This is a genomic window from Burkholderia sp. APQ4-4ca, from assembly GCF_057837105.1.
In genome coordinates, this window is sequence record NZ_JBYQCG010000004.1 from 5,748 (window position 1) to 24,858 (window position 19,111).

At 68.5% G+C, this 19,111-nt stretch carries 16 protein-coding genes and 1 riboswitch; of the genes, 4 read left to right on the forward strand and 12 right to left on the reverse strand.

Annotated elements, in window-relative coordinates:
* The 6 genes from AC3IFE_RS00505 to AC3IFE_RS00530 all read right to left on the reverse strand — a co-directional run.
* Positions 1-1,205: type VI secretion system Vgr family protein (locus tag AC3IFE_RS00505; RefSeq protein ID WP_489189251.1), on the reverse strand; the 1,205-nt coding region annotated here is incomplete at its 3' end.
* A 133-nt stretch (positions 1,206-1,338) separates the two neighbouring features.
* Positions 1,339-2,355, reverse strand: coding sequence for an NADP-dependent oxidoreductase (locus AC3IFE_RS00510; RefSeq protein WP_489189252.1), 1,017 nt, complete (start codon positions 2,353-2,355; stop codon positions 1,339-1,341).
* A 37-nt stretch (positions 2,356-2,392) separates the two neighbouring features.
* Entirely contained in the window at positions 2,393-3,181 is a 789-nt protein-coding gene (locus AC3IFE_RS00515) for an SDR family oxidoreductase (protein WP_089469260.1), read from the reverse strand.
* 521 nt (positions 3,182-3,702) lie between these two features.
* Positions 3,703-4,293 carry a phosphatase PAP2 family protein gene (locus AC3IFE_RS00520; protein ID WP_089469259.1) on the reverse strand — a complete coding sequence of 197 codons (591 nt, stop codon included), beginning with the start codon at positions 4,291-4,293 and terminating at the stop codon, positions 3,703-3,705.
* Positions 4,294-4,373: 80 nt separating this feature from the next.
* A complete protein-coding gene (locus AC3IFE_RS00525; RefSeq protein ID WP_489189253.1) occupies positions 4,374-5,690 on the reverse strand; it encodes an Nramp family divalent metal transporter in 1,317 nt (438 codons plus the stop codon).
* On the reverse strand, positions 5,639-6,703 hold the full coding sequence (locus tag AC3IFE_RS00530) for a helix-turn-helix domain-containing protein (protein ID WP_489189254.1): 1,065 nt from the start codon (positions 6,701-6,703) through the stop codon (positions 5,639-5,641). The genes AC3IFE_RS00525 and AC3IFE_RS00530 overlap by 52 nt, the downstream gene beginning before the upstream one ends.
* A gap of 485 nt (positions 6,704-7,188) precedes the next feature.
* Between AC3IFE_RS00530 and AC3IFE_RS00535 the strand changes: the two genes are divergently transcribed.
* Both AC3IFE_RS00535 and AC3IFE_RS00540 read left to right on the forward strand, forming a co-directional pair.
* Entirely contained in the window at positions 7,189-8,112 is a 924-nt protein-coding gene (locus tag AC3IFE_RS00535; protein WP_489189255.1) for a LysR family transcriptional regulator, read from the forward strand.
* Between the two features lie 97 nt (positions 8,113-8,209).
* Positions 8,210-8,611 (forward strand): OsmC family protein, encoded by a 402-nt coding sequence (locus AC3IFE_RS00540; protein ID WP_489189256.1) that lies wholly within the window; start codon positions 8,210-8,212, stop codon positions 8,609-8,611.
* Between the two features lie 104 nt (positions 8,612-8,715).
* On the opposite strand, the gene AC3IFE_RS00545 is transcribed toward AC3IFE_RS00540, so the two are convergent.
* Positions 8,716-9,597, reverse strand: a complete 882-nt coding sequence (locus AC3IFE_RS00545; RefSeq protein ID WP_089469254.1) for a Dyp-type peroxidase — start codon at positions 9,595-9,597, stop codon at positions 8,716-8,718.
* A gap of 489 nt (positions 9,598-10,086) precedes the next feature.
* Here AC3IFE_RS00545 and AC3IFE_RS00550 point away from each other — a divergent pair, with 489 nt between their 5' ends.
* Both AC3IFE_RS00550 and AC3IFE_RS00555 read left to right on the forward strand, forming a co-directional pair.
* On the forward strand, positions 10,087-11,949 hold the full coding sequence (locus tag AC3IFE_RS00550) for an ABC transporter ATP-binding protein (protein ID WP_489189257.1): 1,863 nt from the start codon (positions 10,087-10,089) through the stop codon (positions 11,947-11,949).
* Positions 11,950-12,169: 220 nt separating this feature from the next.
* The gene (locus AC3IFE_RS00555; protein ID WP_175786492.1) at positions 12,170-12,883 is read left to right on the forward strand and encodes a riboflavin synthase subunit alpha; all 714 of its coding nucleotides are present in this window, start codon (positions 12,170-12,172) and stop codon (positions 12,881-12,883) included.
* Positions 12,884-12,899: 16 nt separating this feature from the next.
* Here the strand turns inward: AC3IFE_RS00555 and AC3IFE_RS00560 are convergent, their stop codons facing one another.
* The 5 genes from AC3IFE_RS00560 to AC3IFE_RS00580 form a co-directional block, all read right to left on the reverse strand.
* Positions 12,900-13,484: a hypothetical protein gene (locus AC3IFE_RS00560; RefSeq protein WP_489189258.1), complete on the reverse strand. Its 585-nt coding sequence runs from the start codon at positions 13,482-13,484 to the stop codon at positions 12,900-12,902.
* Between the two features lie 79 nt (positions 13,485-13,563).
* Complete coding sequence (locus tag AC3IFE_RS00565) at positions 13,564-14,805, reverse strand: voltage-gated chloride channel family protein (RefSeq protein WP_489189259.1); 1,242 nt, start codon at positions 14,803-14,805, stop codon at positions 13,564-13,566.
* A 79-nt stretch (positions 14,806-14,884) separates the two neighbouring features.
* A riboswitch (Fluoride riboswitch) is annotated at positions 14,885-14,989 on the reverse strand.
* Positions 14,990-15,067: 78 nt separating this feature from the next.
* Positions 15,068-16,087 (reverse strand): chemotaxis response regulator protein-glutamate methylesterase, encoded by a 1,020-nt coding sequence (locus AC3IFE_RS00570; protein WP_489189260.1) that lies wholly within the window; start codon positions 16,085-16,087, stop codon positions 15,068-15,070.
* Positions 16,084-18,393, reverse strand: a complete 2,310-nt coding sequence (locus AC3IFE_RS00575; protein WP_489189261.1) for a hybrid sensor histidine kinase/response regulator — start codon at positions 18,391-18,393, stop codon at positions 16,084-16,086. Before AC3IFE_RS00575 ends, AC3IFE_RS00570 begins: the two co-directional genes overlap by 4 nt.
* Positions 18,390-19,094 carry a chemotaxis protein CheW gene (locus tag AC3IFE_RS00580; protein ID WP_301738529.1) on the reverse strand — a complete coding sequence of 235 codons (705 nt, stop codon included), beginning with the start codon at positions 19,092-19,094 and terminating at the stop codon, positions 18,390-18,392. The genes AC3IFE_RS00575 and AC3IFE_RS00580 overlap by 4 nt, the downstream gene beginning before the upstream one ends.
* Between the last annotated feature and the right edge of the window lie 17 nt (positions 19,095-19,111).

A 19,111-nucleotide genomic window follows, 5' to 3' on the forward strand; every position in this document is an offset into this window, starting at 1 on the left:
TCGCCCTGCCCGTCCAGGTAAGGGTCTTTCCAGCCACCCGAGATGGTCCCCGTGATGACGCCGTGAATCTTCGGCCACGTCTCCGTCTTCAACGGCAGCCGGTATTGACGGTCGGATGGAATCGCGTCGAATTTCACGCGATACGCCTGCTTGCGCGACGCGCGACATGCCATCCGGACCACCAGCAAACCGTGCTTCGCATCGGGCAGCTTCCGGTTCGACAACTTCAACACCGACCCGGGCGTGAGGTCCAGCATGTCGCACTCGCCGCGATACTCGACCTGTTCGGCCAGCGCGGCCTCGCGCCGAAGCAGCGCTTCCTCCTTCGCCTCGTCCACGCTCTGGTTCGGCGTGCCCCACGTATACGCGTCGCCATAGGTGGTGCGGTCCTCACGGATCGGGCTGACTGCCTCGATCGGTTCGGAAAGCTGCGCCTCCGTGCTGAACGTGCGGACCGTATAAGTCTCCGGCAGCGTCCTTGCGCTCATCTGCAGTTCATTGACGGATTCGATGCCGCTGGATTCCAGCCCGCTGTGCGGCCGGTAGGCAACCGTCAGGCGGTCGGGATCGCGTCGGTAGTGTGCATAGTCGTCGCCGAAGCGCACCTGTTCGCAGCGCTCGCCCGCTTCGCATACGAACCAGATGCCCGAACGGCGGCACAGTCTTGTGATGAACGCGAGGTCGTCCTCACCCCACTGCATCACGAAGCTGCGTTTGCGGTAGGTACGGTGCAACGTGAATTCAAAGCCGGCAAAAATTTTGTTGAACGCGTGTTCCCGGAGAATCTGTTCGATGATCTCGGGAACGGTCATGTCCAAGAAGAACCGGCACTTCGGTGCATGACGAAGCAAGGCCAGTCGAGACTCCAGCACAATCTCGTAGAGGGACTGGTCGCGATGGGTATCCTTCAGCGCGAATCCCGTCACGACACCCTGCACGCGCCGCGCGTCTTCCGGCTGCCTCCAGCGGTCGCGCGGCGGAGGCTGGATCACGAACGTGCCGATCCTGTTCAGAAACTCGCCGCGCGACAGGTCATGGCGGGGATGGGTGAACTGGATGGTGAACTTTGTCGGCTCACCAATCCCGCGCGCGCCCTCGAACTCGTAGATGTCCGCCAGCGCGGCAGCGGGATTGCCCTTGATGTCGAGGCTGTAGAACTGGTGGATGTTGACGCCCGCGCGCGCGGTTGCGTTGACGATAGCCATGCTCGCTGTCAATAGGCCCTCCCAAATGTCGGCGGAATACTCCGCCGGACACTAACGGATCAGGACCCAAGCAGCAATCAGACGAATTCGAATTTATCGGAAGCGCTGACTCAGCGCGTGCGAGCGCTGCGGCTCACGCATCCGAATCGACACGCAGCACGAGCTTGCCGCGATGGTCGCCGTCGAACAGCCGGTTCAGCACGTCCGGCGCGTTTTCGAGCCCGTCGGCCACGGTTTCCTCGGCCTTGAGCCGGCCGTCGCGCAGCCAGTCGGAAAGCGTCTGCACGGCTTCGCGGCTCTTGCGGTAGTCGAGGATCAGGAAGCCGCGCATCGTCAGCCGCTTCGAGATCAGCACGCCGACGTCGTCGGCCGCGCGGCCGCTGTTGTAGCTCGAGATCACGCCGCACAGCGCGACGCGCCCGCCGATCACCATCCGCGACAGCACCGCGCGCATCACCTCGCCGCCAACGTTCTCGAAGTTCACGTGCACGCCGTCCGGCGTCGCCGCCTTCAGTTGCTGGCGAAAATCGTCGGCCTTGTAGTCGACGGCCGCGTCGAAGCCGAGCGTCTCGGTCAAGTAGCGGCACTTGTCCGCGCCGCCCGCGATGCCGACCACCCGTGCGCCGTGGATCTTGCCGATCTGCCCGGCGATCGAGCCAACCGAGCCGGCCGCCGCCGACACGACGAGCGTTTCGCCCGGCTGCACCGGCGCGATGTCGGTCAGCCCGTAGTACGCGGTCAACCCGCTCATCCCGCACGCGCCGAGCAGCGTCGGCAGCGGCAGGCCCGACTGCGCGGGCAGCTTCACGAGCTGCGCGGCCTGCTCGACCGACACGACCGCGTAGTCCTGCCAGCCGACGAGCCCCTGCACGAGATCGCCTTCCGCGAACGCCGCGTTGCGCGACGCAACCACGCGGCCGATGCCGAGCGCGCGCATCACCTCGCCGATCGCGACGGGCGGCAGGTACTGCGGCACGTCGCTCATCCATACGCGGTTGGTCGGGTCCATCGACAGATACAGCACGCGCACGAGCACCTCGCCGTCGGCGAGCGCCGGCACCGGCGTCTCGACGAGCGAAAAATGTTCGCGGCCGACCCGCCCTTCCGGGCGCGTCTTCAGCAGCAGTTGGCGATTCACGGGTGTCGACATGATGTTCTCCTCCAATCGTTGTGGTTCGGGATGCGCGTCAGACCGCGCACATGCCGCCGTCGATCACGAGTTCGGCGGCCGTCACGAAGCGGCTCTCGTCGGACGCGAGATACACGGCCGCATGCGCGACGTCGTCAGGCTCGCCGAGCCGGCGCAGCGGAATGCCGCGCGCGAGCTTGCGCGTCGCGTCGCGTTCGCCGAGCGACTGGAACAGCGGCTCGACGATCCCCGTGCGGATGAACGCCGGGTGAATCGAATTGCAGCGCACGTCGATCTCGCGGCGCGCGCAATCGATCGCAACCGACTTCGTCAACGACGCGACCGCCGCCTTCGACGCGTTGTACGCGGTGAAATCCGGCTCGACCTTGAACGCCGCGACCGACGAGATGTTGATGATCGACGCGGGATGGCTCTCGGCCAGATACGACAGCGCATGCTTGCAGCCGAGCACGATGCTCTCGACGTTGATCGCCATCACGCGCCGCCATTCGTCCAGCTCGATTTGCGCGGGCGAGCCGATCGAGCCGACGCCCGCGTTGTTGACGAGCACCGACAGCCCGCCCATCGCATCGGTCGCCTGTGCGAGCAGCGTCTGCCAGCGCGCTTCGTCGCGCACGTCCTGGGTCGCGGCGAATGCGACCGGCGTCGCGCGGCCCGCGTTGAGTTCCTGCGCGAGCGCGTCGAGCACCGCCGCTTCGGCGATGTCGGTCACGAACACGTGCGCGCCCTGCTCGACCATCCGCCGCGCGATCGCGCGGCCGAGACCGCCCGCGGCGCCCGTGATGTATGCGCACTTGCCGGCGAGGCGCGGAGAAACGATTGTCATGTGCCTGCTCCTGTCTGAATCGTCGTCGCGGAATGTTGCCGCGACGAGGTGTCCGGGCTTTCCGTGCTTTCAGGACCGCTGCCGGTCGACGTGCGCCGGTGGCCGGTGCGCCGACGTGACGACGCGCCGCACGGTTTCCGCGAGTATATCGAGATGAACGCGATGAACGCGACGCATGCCTGCCCGGCCGGGCAGGCTGTTCGCGGTTGAACGACAGCCAGCGTACGCGAATGCCGCCAATCGATGAAATGAATATTCGTTATGCCCGGTCATAGACATCGTTCATGACCGGCGCGTACCGGCGCCGATGCCCGAGCCCAAGCGGGCCGACCGGGGAACTGGCCAGCGGGCGGATTTTCGGGATACCGGGCGTTGCGTTCCGCACGACCGGGGAAACCGGGGGGAAGCAGTCGGAAAAATGAACCGGCGCGGCATCGTGCGACCCGCCGGAAAACCCGGGAAAACGCCGGACGAACGCCAGCGGCAGGAAGGCGGCGCCAAAGGGCCGCCTTCGGCACCGGTCAGAACCGGTCGCCCGACGGCGCGCGCACGAACGCGCAGAGCTGCGGCGAATGCGTGTCGATCATCTGCTGGAATGGCGCACGGTGCCCGTACGCGATGCCCGACACCAGCAGCAGGCACGCCGCCGCGACGCGCGGCGAAAACGCGCGCTGCCGCGCGCCGTCGTAGCCGCGCAGGAACGCCAGCGCGACCAGCGCGCCGAGCATCCAGCCGACGACGACTTCCGGCACGGTGTGCGAATGATCGAACACGCGCGCGACGGCCGTGATCGCGCCGACGGCCAGCCCGGCCGCGATGCCGGGCGCCTTGCCCGGCCGGAACGCCTGCCACAGCATCGACAGCGCGACCGTCCACACGGACGTCGACAGCATCGTATGGCCGCTGATCACGCGGAAATCGAATTGCGGAAGCTCGACGCCGCATCCGGCGTACAGGATCTTCGTCGCGCCGACGAGCCCCATGCCGGCGGCCAGCAGCACGCCCCAGCGGGCGGCGAGGCGCCAGTCGGTCAGCACGAGCCATGCCGCGCAGGTCAGCGCGATCGGCAAGGTCAGCGCGGCATCGCCGATATTGCTGATTTCACTCCACATAACGGACTTCGGGGTCGATCCAAAGGCGGCAGTTTACCGCATGCGCGCCGCACGCCTGTGTCAGCCTGTGACAGGCTGTATCAACCCGCGACACCGGTAATCAGCAGCAGGTTCGTGCCGGTGATCACGGCGAACAGCGCCCACGCGGCCACCTGCATCCCGCGGCCGATCGCGTGTTCGCCCATCGTATTGCGGTCGCTGACCGAGCGGATCAGCGGCCACATCGCGAACGGCAACTGCAGGCTCAGGAGCACCTGGCTCCAGACGAGCAGTCGCCCGACCGAGCCGTCGCCGAGCCACAGCACACCGATCAGCGCCGGCACGAGCGCGAGCCCGCGCGTGATCAGCCGGCGCTGGTAGCACGGGATCTTCGTATGCAGGAAACCGTCCATGATGACCTGGCCGGCGATCGTGCCGGTCAGCGTCGAGCTCTGCCCCGATGCGAGCAGCGCGATGCCGAACAACAGCGCGGCCGCGCCGCCGGCGATCGGCGTGATCAGCCGGTACGCCTGTTCGATGTCGGTCACGTTGTGCTGGCCCGTCGCATGAAACGCGGCGCCCGCGACGACGAGGATCGCCGCGTTGACGAGCATCGCGACGAACAGCGACACGCAGGTATCGATGCGCACGAGCGCCAGCGTGTCGCGGATCACGCCGCGCGCGCCGCCGACCACATGCCGCGTCTGCACGACCGACGAATGCAGGTACAGGTTGTGCGGCATGATCGTCGCGCCGACGATGCCGAGCGCGAGCACGATCGCGTCCTTGCGGTCGTGGCCCGGGTCGCCCGGCACGAGGCCGCCCACCACCGCGTGCCAGACGGGCGGCGTGATCGCCACCTGCGCGACGAAGCAGAACGCCATCGTCGCGATCAGCCCGAGCACGATCGCCTCGATCTGCCGGACCCCCTTGCCCTGCAGGCCGAGCACGATCACCGTGTCGAGCGCGGTGAGCACGACGCCCCACGCGAGCGGCACGCCGAGCAGCAGCTTGAACGCGAGCGCGCAGCCGAGCACTTCCGCGATGTCGCACGCGATGATCGACACTTCGGCGGTGATCCACTGCACGACGCGGCCGAACCGGCCGTAGCGGTCGTAGCTGGCCTGCGCGAGATCCTTGCCCGCGACGAGGCCGAGCCGCGCCGCGAGCATCTGCAGGAAGATCGCCGCGAGGCTCGAGAACGCGACGACCCACAGCAGCGAATAGCCGAACTGCGAGCCCGCCTGGATATCGGTCGCCCAGTTGCCGGGATCCATGTAGCCGATCGCGACCAGCAGGCCGGGGCCGAAGAAACGCTTGAGCTTCTGCCAGCGCGGCGCGGTGGCGTCGACCGTGATGCTGCCCTTTACTTCCGACGGGCAGAAAGGGGCGGTGGCGGTAGTGGGGAGGAAGGACATGGAAACCGGGAATCGAGGTCGCGACACGACGATTCTACGGGTATCCGTCCCGTTTTCTCGCGCGCCGCCGCGCACGCGTCGCAATTCGCCCCGTCGCCGTCGCAACACGCGGCGGCAGTTCCGTCATCCGGATTGGACGACGCCGCGCCGTGCGCGAGGATTCTTTCCCGCTCGGCGACACGAAATTCCGTCGGCGACATCAACAGGCGCTGGCGAAACAGCTTCGCGAGCCGCTCGCCGCTGCCGAACCCGGTGCGCCGCGCGACCTTGTCGGCCGGCAGCGTCGTATGGATCAGCATGTGGCACGCCCGTTCGAGCCGCACGTGCTGGACGAACTCGGTCGGCGTCACGCCGATTTCCTTCTTGAAGCGTCGCAGGAAATTGCGCTCGCTCATCGCGGCCGCCTGCGCGGCGTTGGCGATCGAGATGCGGTTCACGCTCTGCGCGCGCAACCGCTGCGCGGACATCCGGATCGACGGGCTCGCGCTGAGTTCGCGGAATGCCCACATCGACTGAACATAGCGCTGCTCGACCGGCCGCATCATGTTGCTGGCGATCTCCTGCGCGGCGCCGTCGCCGAGGTCGGCGCGAAACATGTCGAGCGCGGCGGCAAACACGTCGGCCTCGCCGGCCCGCGATTCGATCGTCGTGGGCGCGCGGCGCCGCGCCCTGCCGGGCCGCACGTCGATCGACGACGACGGCCGCCGCGCGGCGGCAAGCGCGGGCAGGTCCATCGCATCGACGATCCAGCGCGCATGCTGGCGAACGTCGGCCAGGCGCTGCTGCAATGCGTCGTCCCAATTGACGGCCGCGCGCTCGCCATGAAGATGAAAGAACGCGCACGCACGGCGACTGTGTTCGTCTCCGAACGGATCGGTCGCGATTCTCACGCCGGACGACGACTGCAACAGTCCCCCGCTTTCGGATACGTACTTGAGCTGATAATCCACGCCGTATCCATGCAGGCGATTCGCCAGGTTGAAGGCCTCGCCAAGACGCGCGGCCTGGGCCAACGAAAACCCCGTACTCAAATAGATAATGACCCACCGCTGATCTGCTGCATTCACTGGCCAAGCCCCCGACTTGTTCGACTTCTTCTAATACCGTCGAACTGTCAGGCTTATATTTGGTTTGAATGCGTGCGACAGGACGGCTATCCCGAAATATGAAGCGACGGCATCTTAGCCGAACGGGTAGCGCCTTTGGCGCGAAATGGCCGACGGGGACAGCATGATGGCGGATTACTACAGGCTGCTACGCGCCGCTGGTATGCCGCCGCAGAATCGCGTATGCGATGCGGCCGATTATTGCGGCCGTCATGCTGAACAAGGTGCGTGCTCAATTGCGTCGCACATCGGCAAAACGGACGCTCGCGTATCGGCGCGAACGGTATCGACATGCATCGAACGCACGCGATCGCCGCGTATGCCAACCCGCGCATCCGCTGCCTGCGCATCCTTTAGAATCGGTCCGTCCTTCACCACGCCGCCCGCGCTCCGTGCCCGCCGATCATCGTCTCGACCTGAACCTGTTTCGCGTGCTCGACGCCGTCTACGTGCACGGCGGCATCGGCGCGGCCGCCCGTGCGCTGCATCTGACGCAACCGGCCGTCACGCATGCGCTCAACCGGCTGCGCGCGCATTTCGACGATCCGCTGTTCGTGCGCCAGGGCAACCGCGTCGTGCCGACCGAGCGCACGCGATCGATCATCGCGGACGTGCAGTTACACCTGAAAGGGCTGCAAGGCACCGCGCGCGATCCGTCCGCGCTCGATCCCGCGACGCTCGACCTGAGCATCGCGGTCGGCATCCGCGACGTGCTCGAATCCATCGCATTGCCGCGCATCGTCGCCGCGTTCGCCGACGAAGCGCCCGGCCTGCGGCTCGTCAGCCGCCGCATCGCGGTGCCGGACATCGAACGCGAGCTCGCGTCGGGCAACCTCGATCTCGTCGTCGATCGCCGCGTGCAGACCGGCCCGCGCATCGCCACCGAACATCTGCTCGACGATTCGCTCGTCGTCGCGCTGCGCCGCGATCATCCTCTGGCGCGCGACCCGCTGCGACGCGGCGACTATTTCGCGGCGAAGCATATCGCCGTGTCGTCGCTCGGCGAGCCGCAATCGCTCGACGTCCTGCTCGGCAACGACGGGCGCTTTCGCGACATCCGGCTCACCTGCCAGCACTATTTCGCCGCCTGCCAGATCGCCGCGGCCGGCAACCTGCTCGTCACGTTGCCGCACACCTATGCGCTGCGCATGGCCGCGCTGCTGCCGATCGCCGTGCGGCCGTTGCCGCTGCGGCTCAAGCCGTTCCCGCTGCTCGCGTACTGGCACGAGTCGCGCGACACCGACCGCGCGCATCAGTGGGTGCGCGAACGCATCGCCGCGCTCGTGCGCAGCAGCGCCGGCATCGTCCACGCGTAGCACGCCGCGCACGCCCGCGCGGCGGGAACGGTATGCTGGCGGCTGCACGCCGCCACGCGGCGCCCGCTTTCCTTTATTCGCTTACCGGAGACCTGCCATGTCGCTCATCCACGCCGCCGCCGTCCTCGATGCCGACGCGCCCGACTACGTCGTCCAGTTGCACGCCGGCACGCACGCGTTGACCGGCGACGAAGCGCCGCGCGAAGGCGGCCAGGATCGCGGGCCGGCGCCGTACGAGTTCGTGCTGGCCGGGCTCGCGCAATGCACGGCCGCGACGCTGCGCATGTACATGCAGCGCAAGACGTGGCCGGCCGCGCGCATCGCGGTGCGCACCGAGCTGCATGCCGATCGCGAAGGCGTGCAATACGTGCGCCGCGTCGTGACGCTCGACGGCCCGCTCGACGACGCGCAACGCCAGCGTCTCGCGGAAATCTGCGAGAAAACCCCGGTGACGCAGTTCATCAAGCGCGGCACGCGGATCGACACGACGTTGAACTGACGCAGCGGCGGGCACCGTCGCACTGCCGCTCGAAAGCTTGAAAAACGAAACGGGCGGGCCGCGCATCCAGCGCGGCCCGCCCGTTCGTCGATCCTGGCCGGCGTTTACAGTCCGAGCGCGGCGAGGTCCAGCTTGCCGTCCTTCATCGGCGGGCACCAGAAATACGCGCCCGTCAGCGGCCGCGTGAAGCGGAACAGCCCGTCGACGATCCCGTCTTCCGCGCCGCTCATCCGGCGCATCTGCACGTCGAACGCGCGGAACGAGCAGCCGAACGCGACGAAGTACAGGCCCGCCCGGCGCGTGTCCGACCACGGCGACGAACGGCGCAGCATGAACGCCTCGGGCGCGAAGCTTTCCTGCGCGGTGCGCTTCACGTGCGCGAATTCGGGCGCGTCGTCGAGTTCCTCGTTGTCCGAACGGCGGCGCCCGACGATGTGATCCATCTCGCCCGACGGAATACGCTCCATCCGGTCGAAGTCGTGCACCCACTGCTGCACCGCGACGAAGCTCGATCCGTCGAGCCCGGCGCCCTGCCCCGCGACGATCGCCGCGGCCACCGCGTCGTCGCCTTCCGGATTCTCGGTGCCGTCCTCGTAGCCGGACAGGTCGCGATCGTTCGAATAGCGGAAGCCGTCGACGGCCTCCTGCAGCGCGAACGCCGGCGCGAGCGCGCGTTCGATCGCCCGCGCGCGCAGCACGATCTCGCCGCGGTCGTCCGAGCGCAGCCAGACCCACACGTCGGCCGGCGTCGCCGGCAGCGTGCGGTCGTTCACCGAGAACGCCGGATAGTCGGTCAGGCCCGGCACCGGGTGTCCGAGATAGGCGGCCAGCGCGCGTCCGAAACCGACCACCGTGTCGCGTCCGTCGACGATCTCGCGCAGCGCGGCCAGCGCCGCGGCGACATTGCCGTCGTTCGACATCGTGAAAGTGAGGTATCGGGCTGCCGTATCGATCGGAGCCAGGATGCCTTGCTGAACGTCGCTCATCGTTTCCTCGGGAATGGTTCGGAGTGAAGCCGGGCGGCCGCGCGTCGTCGCGCGCCGCGGACGCGGAAGTGTAATCGATGCGCGCACCGGCTCCGTGCCCGCCCTCGCGCAACGTACGCGAAAAGGGGCCAAAACCCTGAATACTAACCGTATCGACGCAGCAACGCCGCATTCGTCGGACATTGCGGCGCGCGCGACTGTCCTGATAGAATCGCTGCACGTCTTTTCGGCGTCCTTTCATTCAACCGTTCACTTCAGGGAGGTGCAGATGTTCCGAATGCCAGCAACCTTCCCGAACGTGGTCCCACGGCGCAGCTGATCCAGCCCGCCGTCCGCGCCGGCTCCCGAGTTTTCCGCTAACCCGTCAGCCGCGCTCTTCCCGACAGCCCGTTTCGCTCCGCCCCGCGTGTGTCGCGCGGCCCGGCTGTTGCGTTTTCGACGTTCTCCGAACCGGAAAGTCCCGTCGCGCGATGCGCCGGGCAACGATACATGACCAGAAAAACCTCCCATCTGGGCGGCCACGCATTCCAGGCCGTCTTCGGCTTCACCATCCGTTACTGGCGCAAGCAGCCGGCGCGCATCGCCACGGTCGCGAGCCTCGCGCTGCTCGCCGCGCTCGCCGACGTCCTCACGCCGCTGTTCGCCGGCCGCCTCGTCGACGCGCTGTCGACCGGCCTGACCGACCGCGCCGCCGCGTGGCATTCGGCTCTCGTCGCGTTCGGCACGCTCGCCGCGCTCGGCATCGGCGCGACGGTGCTGCGCCAGGGCGTCTACCTGAACATCATCACGCTCACGCTGAAGATGATGAGCGAGATCGCCGCCGCGTCGTTCCACCGCGTGCAGCGCTTCTCGACCGACTGGCACGCGAACAGCTTCGCGGGTTCGACCGTGCGCAAGATCACGCGCGGAATCTGGGCGCTCGACCTGCTCAACGACACCGTGCTGATCGCGCTGCTGCCGTCGGTCGCGATGCTGGTCGGCGCGACCGTGCTGCTCGGCACGCACTGGCCGGTGATGGGGCTCGTCGTCGGCGCGGGTTCGCTGCTGTACATCGCGGTGACGGTCGCGGTATCGCTCGGCATCGTCGCGCCGGCCGCCCGCCTCGGCAACCTGTGGGATACGCGCATGGGCGGCGCGCTCGCCGACGCCGTGAGCTGCAACGCGGTCGTCAAGGCGTTCGGCGCGGAAACGCGCGAGGAAGCGCGGCTCGCGCGCGTGATCGGCAAGTGGCGGCAGCGCACGCGCCGCACGTGGGTGCGCGGCACGTTCAACGGCGGGCTGCAGGGTGCGATGCTCGTCGCGATGCAGGCCGCGATGATCGGCGTCGCGCTGCGGCTGTGGATGAACGACGAGGCGAGCGTCGGCGACATCGCGTTCGCGCTGACGATGTTCTTCATGCTGCAGGGTTACCTGCGCGACGTCGGCATGCACATCCGCAACCTGCAGCGCTCGGTGAACGACATGGAAGAACTCGTCGCGCTCGAACGTCAGCCGCTCGGCATCGACGATCGCCCCGGCGCACCGGCGATCCGGATCGGGCAAGGCGAGATCCGCTTCGAACACGTGACGTTCCGCTACGGCAACCATCCGGTGCCGCTGTACGACGATTTCTCGATGCGGATCGCGCCCGGCGAACGCGTGGGCCTCGTCGGCCATTCGGGCTCGGGCAAGACGACGTTCATCAAGCTGATCCAGCGCCTGTACGACGTATCGGGCGGCCGCATCACGATCGACGGCCAGGACATCGCGCAAGTGCGGCAGGATTCGCTGCGCAGCCAGATCGCGATCGTCCAGCAGGAGCCCGTGCTGTTCCACCGCACGCTCGCGGAGAACATCGCGTATGCGCGCCCCGACGCGAGCCGCGCCGACATCGAGCGCGCCGCGCGTCTGGCGAGCGCGCACGACTTCATCGCCGCGCTGCCGGACGGCTATGACACGCTCGTCGGCGAACGCGGGATCAAGCTGTCGGGCGGCGAGCGCCAGCGCGTCGCGATCGCGCGCGCATTCCTCGCCGATGCGCCGATCCTGATCCTCGACGAAGCGACGTCGAGCCTCGACAGCGAAAGCGAGCTGCTGATCCAGCAGGCGATGGAGCGGCTGATGGTCGGCCGCACGACGCTCGTCGTCGCGCACCGGCTGTCGACCGTGCGCGCGCTCGACCGGCTGCTGGTGCTCGATCGCGGCAAGGTGATCGAGGAAGGCAACCACGACGCGCTGATCCGCATCGACGGCGGCATCTATCGCCGGCTGTTCGAGCGGCAGGCGCTGGAGCTCGCGAAGGGGCTCGCCGATTCGCCGCGACGTCTGGCGGATCGCGATGCCGGCGCGCTGGGAGAGCCGGCGAAGGTTTGATGCAAGCGCATCACGATGCGGTCCGGCGGCGCGGTCATCGTCGCCGGGCCGCGTCGGCCAACCAGCGGAACCCGCTAATTTGGGTCGAGGCCGTGCCACGCGCACGGCCTTTTTTGTATCCGTGGCCGGTGCGCGCCGGTGTGCACCCGCATGCCGCGGCGTGCCCGGCAGCGGGATCACTTATCATGTCGGCCAGGAAATTTGCGACGAGGGATCGATCATGTTCACAGGCATTGTTCAGGGCGTTGGCACCATCGACGCCATCAAGGATCACGGCGAGCTGAGAACGTTCAGCATCGCATTCCCCGAACGGTTCACCGACGATATCGAGATCGGCGCGAGCGTGTCGGTCGACGGCGTGTGCCTGACCGTGACGACCATCCATTCGCCGGTGCTGATCGACTTCGACGTGATGCTGCCGAGCCTGCGAATCACCACGCTGGCCGACCTCGCGACCGGCGCACGCGTCAACGTCGAGCGGGCCGCGAAGGACGGCGCGGAAATCGGCGGGCATCCGCTGTCCGGTCATGTCGATTTCACGGGGACCATCGCGCACATCGCGTCGTCCGAGCACAACCGGATGATCCGCATCGGCGTGCCGGCCGAGTTCAAGCGCTATGTGTTCGCGAAAGGCTACATCGCGATCAACGGCTGCAGCCTCACCGTGTCGGACGTCAATCGCGACGAAGGCTGGTTCGACGTCTGGCTGATTCCGGAAACGCGCCGCGCGACCACGTTCGATGCGAAGGGCGTCAACGACAAGGTCAACATCGAGATCGAGCGCAGCACGCAGGTCGTCGTGGATACGATTCGCGAGTCGGTCAAGGAAACGCTCGGCGAATTGAACGGCGTCGTCACCGCGCTGCTCGCGGAAAAAGGTATCGATATCGAGGAACTGCTCGCGCGCAATGTCGCGCGGCTGCCGAAGCAGTAAGCGCGATGCCCGCGTGCTAGGTGATACGCTGGATCACCGAGTACCGGCTTCCGTCGAAGAACACCTCGACCCACGGCTCCGATTCCTCGAACGTCCACAGGACGAGTTCGAGATCGATCAGTTCATGCCAGTCGTCGTCGGGCCATGGCATGTTCCAGCCGCCCGCGACGGCCACCACGTCGCCTGTGTAGAGCGGGCATTGCGCCATCCATGCGCGCTCGTAGTCGTGCGCGGCCGCGCCCTTGAAGTTGCCGTTGAATCCCCAGTCGCGCTGCCAGCCGTGTGCGTCGAGGTACGCGCCGATCGCGGCGGAACCGAAGCGGAACACCGCGCCGACCGGCGGCAGCGACATCGCGTCGGATCGGCACAGCGGGTGGTCGGAGCGGACAGGTTGCGTGGAGGTCTCCACGTGGCCCGACGTGCCGCTTTCGTCGAGATACACGTTCAACCAGCTGCCGTCGTGCTCGACGGACATGCACAACACGCCGTCACCGATACCGTGCCAGTACCCGGCGACGGGTTCACCATCGTCCGCGAAGCGGTACTGACGGCACGGCCGCGCAAGCTGCTTCGCTTCGTTCAGAAAGTCGTCCAGCGTCATCGGGTCTCCGTCGGTCGTTGCTTGCATCCCGGGTATCGCGTCGCGCCGCCGCGATCGAACCACATCGACCGCCCCCGGCTCACTCCGCCTCCACCCGCGCGCCCTTCCCCACCGCCACGCGCTGCGCGCGATAAATCCCCGCGTGCCCGGAAAACAGATACGCGACGACACAGGCGACGATCGCATACACGCCGATATCCGCACCGAACAGTTCGATCGCCATGATCGTCGACGCGATCGGCGTGTTCGCCGCACCCGCGAACACCGCGACGAAGCCGAGCCCCGCGAGCACGGGCACCGGCAGCGCCAGCACCTGGCCGAGCGCGTTGCCGAGCGTCGCGCCGATGTAGAACAGCGGCGTCACCTCGCCGCCCTTGAACCCGGACGCGAGCGTGACGACGGTGAACGCGAACTTGCCCGCGAAATCGTAAGGCGGCAGCGGGCCGTGAAACGCCGCTTCGATCGTCGGGATGCCGAGGCCGAGATACTGCGGCACGTTCAGCACGGTCGCGGCCACCGCAACCAGCAGGCCACCGAGCACCGGCTGCAGCGGCGCATGGCGGATCACGCGGCGAAACCACGCGGTCAGCGCATGCGTCGCGAACGCGAACAGCCGCCCGACCACGCCGAACGCGATGCCCGCGACGACCGTCACGGCCAGCCCGGTCGCCGATACGGCCGGCACGAACGGAATCGCATAGGCCGTGTGATGGACGCCCCACGCGCGGCACACGACGTCCGCGACGATCGCCGACGCGACGCAAGTCAGCAGCGCGTCGTAGCGCAGGCGCCCGATCGCCAGCACCTCGAGCCCGAACACGGCGCCCGCGAGCGGCGTGCCGAACACCGACGAGAAACCGGCCGCGATGCCGCCCATCAGCAACACGCGGCGATGCTCGCGATCGAGACGGAGCACGTGCGTGACGCGATCGGCGAGCGCGCCGCCCATCTGCACGGCCGTGCCCTCGCGGCCGGCCGATCCGCCGAACAGGTGCGTGACGACGGTCGCGACGAGCACGAGCGGCGCCATCCGCTTCGGCACGAGCGCCTTCGGGTCGTGAATCTCGTCGATCAGCAGGTTGTTGCCGCGCGCGACCGACTGGCCGAAGCGATGGTAGATCCAGCCGGTCGCGAAACCGGCGGCCGGCAGCCCCCACAGCAGCCACGGATGCGCGACGCGCGTACCGGTCGCCCGGTCGAGCGCGATCAGGAACAGCGCGGAAGCCGTGCCGGCGAGCACGCCGAGCAGCGCGGAAAGCGCGAGCCAGCGGCACACGTAGCGCACGGTTGCGAAAAGATCGGCAGAAGTGGTGAAAAACATGATTTCCAGATTCGACGGAACATCAAAACCTGGGCGGCAGAATACCGGATGGACGGCCTGCGACCTCCTGACGACCCAGGAACACGCAGGCATCATCAGCCGGGCAAACCGGCGGTTGAGGGCCGCACCCGCGCGCGACGCGCCGGGAACGACCGCAGGGAGGCATGCCATCTCCGCAGGCCGCAATTGTACGCGACGCCGCGCCACGCACGCAATGCGGCGCCGGCACGCCACGCAGCGCCGGCCCCTGCCCGAGGCGCGGTCAGTCGCGCGGCGCGAGCGCGATCCGCGCGATCAACTGCGGCGCGATCTGCTCGAGCGGCAGGATCGCCGCTGCCGCGCCGACCGCCGCGGCCGCCTTCGGCATCCCGTACACGGCGCTGGTCGCTTCATCCTGCGCGATCGTGTAGCAGCCCTTCGCCCGCATCGCCTTCAGGCCGAGCGCGCCGTCGCGCCCCATGCCCGTCAGCAGCACGCCGAGCGCGTCGCCCTGCCAGCCGTCCGCGACGCTGTTGAAGAACACATCGATCGACGGCCGGTACGGCGTTTCGACCGGATGCCGCGTATAGCCGAGCACGCCGCGCGGCGACAGCATCAGGTGATCGTTGGTCGCCGCGAGCAGCACCGTGCCGGCTTCCGGCACAGTGCCCTGCCGCGCGACGCGCACCGGCAGCCGCGTATAGCCGTCGAGCCATTCGGCCATCCCGTACGCGAAGGCCTGGTCGACGTGCTGGACGATCACGATCGCGGCCGGGAAATCGGCCGGCAGCGCGCGCAGCAGCGCGGTGAGCGCGGTCGGCCCGCCCGCCGACGCACCGATCGCGACGAGCGTCGGCTGTCCGCGCGCGGGCGCGGGCTCCGGCGGCACGAGCGCCGCGGTGCGGCTTTCGAGCAGCCGGCCGATCTGGTCGATCTTCGCGAGCAGCGCCTGCGGCGACGCGTTGGTCGACAGCCCGAGCGCGAGCGTCGGCGTATCGACCGCGTCGAGCGCGCCGGCGCCCATTGCCTCGTACACCGACGACGTGTTCGCGCTGACGCTCGCGGTCACGATCAGGATCGCGCACGGCGCGCGCGCCATGATCCGGCGCGTCGCGGCGACGCCGTCGACCTTAGGCATCACGAGATCCATCAGCACGACGTCGGGCGGCTGCGCGACGCAGAAATCCACCGCCTCGTCGCCATCGGTCGCCACCCACAGCACGCGATGGTCCGCGCGCAGCGCGATCACGCGGCGCAGCGCCTCCACGGCCAGCGGCAGGTCGTTGACGATGCCGATGTTCATCCCCGTGCGTCCCCGATCAGGTCGTGCACGGCATCGAGCAGCGCTTCGTCGTGGAAGCTGCTCTTCGCGAGGTAGTAGTCGGCGCCGGCGTCGAGCCCGCGGCGGCGATCCTCGTCGCGATCCTTGTACGACACGATCATCACCGGCACGCGCTTGAGCATCGGATCGCTCTTGATCAGCGTGACGAGTTCGATTCCGTCCATGCGCGGCATGTCGACGTCGGTCACGACGAGATCGAACGCATCGCTGCGCACCGCGTTCCACCCTTCCATCCCGTCGACCGCGACCGTCACGTCGTAGCCACGCTTTTCCAGCAGCTTGCGTTCGAGCTCGCGCACCGTCAGCGAATCGTCGACGACGAGCACGCGGCGGCGCCGGTCGGCCAGCGCATGCTGCGGATCGCGCGTGACCCGTGCGAGCTGGCCGCCGCGCACGAGCTTGTCGACCGATCGGATCAGGTCCTCGACGTCGACGATCAGCACCGGGTCGCCGTTCTCGAGCAACGCGCCGGCCGCGATGTTCTGGATCTTGTGCAGGCGGCTGTCGAGCGGCTGCACGACGAGCATCCGTTCGCCGAGGAAGCGGTCGACCGCGACGCCGTACAGCTCGGGTTCGGCGCCGACGACCACGACCGCCGTACTGGCGCGGGCCACGTCGGGTTCGCCCGCGTCGAGCAACTGGTGCGCGGCGACGAGGCCCGCGCGCCGGCCGTCGAACGGAAAATGCGGCTGCCCTTCGAGCACGTCGATGTCGTCGTGCGAGAGTTCGAGCGTGCGGCGCACATGCGCGAGCGGGAACGCATACGGCTCGCCGCCGACCTCGACGAGCAGGCTGCGGATCACCGACAGCGTGAGCGGCAACTGCAGCACGAAGCGCATGCCGGCGCCCGGCTCGTTGAAGATCCGCACCGCGCCGCGCACGCCGCGCACCATCTCCTGCACCGCATCGAGGCCGACGCCGCGCCCCGATACGTCGGTCACCGCATCGCGCATCGAGAAGCCCGGCAGCAGCAGGAATTCGAGCAATTCGGGGTCGGACAGCCGCGCGGCCGTCTCGTCGTCGGTCAGGCGCTGGCGCACGACGGCCGCGCGCAGCGCGTCCATGTCGACGCCCGGCCCGTCGTCGATCACGCTGACGAGCAGCGAGCCGGCGCTGTGGCGCGCCTCGAGCGTGACGCTCGCCTCGGCCGGCTTGCCGCGCGCCCGCCGCGCATCGGGCGAATCGACGCCGTGGTCGATCGCGTTGCGCAGCAGGTGGCCGAGCGGCGCGTCGAGCAGGTCGAGGATGTCGCGATCGACCTGCGTGCCTTCGCCGACGATCGAGAAACGCACCTGCTTGCCGAGCGAGCGCGCGAGATCGCGAACGATGCGCGGATACGCGCGCGTCGCGTCGCCGAACGGCCGCATCCGGCACTGCAGCGCCTCGTCGTACAACTGCTCGGCGATATGCGTGCTGCGCCGCTCGAAGCGGTCGAATTCGTCCATGCGCTCGGCGAGCGAGCGCTGCAGGTCGTTGAGCATGTGCCGCACTTCGTTCATCGACGCGAGCATGCCGGCGTCGAGATCGTCGGCGAACTGCTCGACCATCAGGTCGAGCGAACGGGCCGCGTCGCGCTGCGCGCGTTTCACGCGCAGCATCGATTCGGCGAACGGCTTGAGCCAGCGCGATTCGACCAGCGATTCGCCGGACAGGCTCAGCAGCCGGTTCAGCGTATCGGCGCGCACGCGGCGCATCGCGCCGGCGCCCGCCACGCGGCCGGCCTGGACCGGATCGGGCACCGTGCCCGACACGGCGAGCGGCGGCACCGCGGCACCCGCGCCGACCGGCTCGTTCGCGGCGCCGTCATGATCGCGATACGGCACGAACGACGGCGGCACCGGCGGCGGCACCGCGGCCGGCGCCTGCATCGTCTGCGCGCCGTCGGCGCCCGTGAGCGCCGCCGCGAACACGTCGATCTCGGCCTGCGACACGGGCTGCCCCTGCGGATCGCCGACGCGCACCAGCAAATCGACGCCGGCCAGCAGCACGTCGACGTGCGTGGCCGTCAGCGCGATCGTGCCGGCCTGCGCGGCGACGAAGCACTCCTCCATCCGCCCGGCGATCTCCACGCCGAGCGGCACGCCGACGATCCGCGCGGCGCCCTTCAGCGAATGCGCGGCGCGCATGCACGCTTCGAGCGCGACGGAATCGGGCTCGCCCGATTCGAGCGCGAGCAGCCGCTCCGACAGCGCCTGGGTCTGCGTGCGCGTCTCCTCGCGATACAGCTCGAGCAGCGACAGGTGGCTCAGGTCGTCATCGCCGCTCATCGCATGCTCCGTGTCACGGCGTCGAACAGACGATCGTCGTCGAGCAGGCCCACCGACTTGCCGCGCCACGACAGCACGCCGCGCGACAGGCCGGCGCTCGCGCGCCCGACCGTCGCGGGCACCGGCACCCAGTCGGACGTGCCGAAGCGCAGCACGCCCTCGACTTCGTCGACCGGAAACACCACCGGCTCGCCCTGGTGCGCGGCCACCAGCAGCCGCGTGAAACGGCCGTCGTCGCTACCGCGGCGGGCGTTGCCGGCATCGAGGCCGAGCAGCGCGCCGATCGAGATCGCGATGCGCAGCGTGCCGCGGATGTTGACCACGCCGCGCACGGCCGAATGGCGGCGATACGGCAGCGAATGGATCGGGCGCGTGCCGGCGATCTCGCGCAGCACGCCGATCGGCAGCGCAAGCCATTCGTCGGCCACCCGAAACGCAAGCGCCGCATGGTGCGTATCGCCGTCGTCGTCGCCCGCACGCGCCGTGCCGAACGCGCTCATCCGGCGCGTGACGTCCGCCATCTCGGCCACGTCGAGCGGACGCTCGAGCAGCTTCGCCGCGTGCGACGCGTAGACCGGGCAGTTCAGGCAGCGCAGGCAGTCGTTCAGCCGCTCGCACGAGCGGTCGCCGCGCGTGCCGATCCGGTTCCAGCAATCGTCGACGTCGAGCGTCGCGTCGTCAGTGGCAGCGGCACGGTTCATCAGAATTTTCTCCGAGA

Excerpts from the sequence above, each read along its gene's own strand:
- AC3IFE_RS00515 (WP_089469260.1), bottom strand. The coding sequence starts at position 3,181 with ATGACAATCGTTTCTCCGCGCCTCGCCGGCAAGTGCGCATACATCACG.
- AC3IFE_RS00575 (WP_489189261.1), bottom strand. The coding sequence starts at position 18,393 with ATGAGCGGCGATGACGACCTGAGCCACCTGTCGCTGCTCGAGCTGTAT.
- AC3IFE_RS00580 (WP_301738529.1), bottom strand. The coding sequence starts at position 19,094 with ATGAACCGTGCCGCTGCCACTGACGACGCGACGCTCGACGTCGACGAT.
- AC3IFE_RS00510 (WP_489189252.1), bottom strand. The coding sequence starts at position 2,355 with ATGTCGACACCCGTGAATCGCCAACTGCTGCTGAAGACGCGCCCGGAA.
- AC3IFE_RS00550 (WP_489189257.1), top strand. The coding sequence starts at position 10,087 with ATGACCAGAAAAACCTCCCATCTGGGCGGCCACGCATTCCAGGCCGTC.
- AC3IFE_RS00545 (WP_089469254.1), bottom strand. The coding sequence starts at position 9,597 with ATGAGCGACGTTCAGCAAGGCATCCTGGCTCCGATCGATACGGCAGCC.
- AC3IFE_RS00555 (WP_175786492.1), top strand. The coding sequence starts at position 12,170 with ATGTTCACAGGCATTGTTCAGGGCGTTGGCACCATCGACGCCATCAAG.
- AC3IFE_RS00520 (WP_089469259.1), bottom strand. The coding sequence starts at position 4,293 with ATGTGGAGTGAAATCAGCAATATCGGCGATGCCGCGCTGACCTTGCCG.
- AC3IFE_RS00565 (WP_489189259.1), bottom strand. The coding sequence starts at position 14,805 with ATGTTTTTCACCACTTCTGCCGATCTTTTCGCAACCGTGCGCTACGTG.
- AC3IFE_RS00540 (WP_489189256.1), top strand. The coding sequence starts at position 8,210 with ATGTCGCTCATCCACGCCGCCGCCGTCCTCGATGCCGACGCGCCCGAC.
- AC3IFE_RS00560 (WP_489189258.1), bottom strand. The coding sequence starts at position 13,484 with ATGACGCTGGACGACTTTCTGAACGAAGCGAAGCAGCTTGCGCGGCCG.
- AC3IFE_RS00570 (WP_489189260.1), bottom strand. The coding sequence starts at position 16,087 with ATGAACATCGGCATCGTCAACGACCTGCCGCTGGCCGTGGAGGCGCTG.
- AC3IFE_RS00525 (WP_489189253.1), bottom strand. The coding sequence starts at position 5,690 with ATGTCCTTCCTCCCCACTACCGCCACCGCCCCTTTCTGCCCGTCGGAA.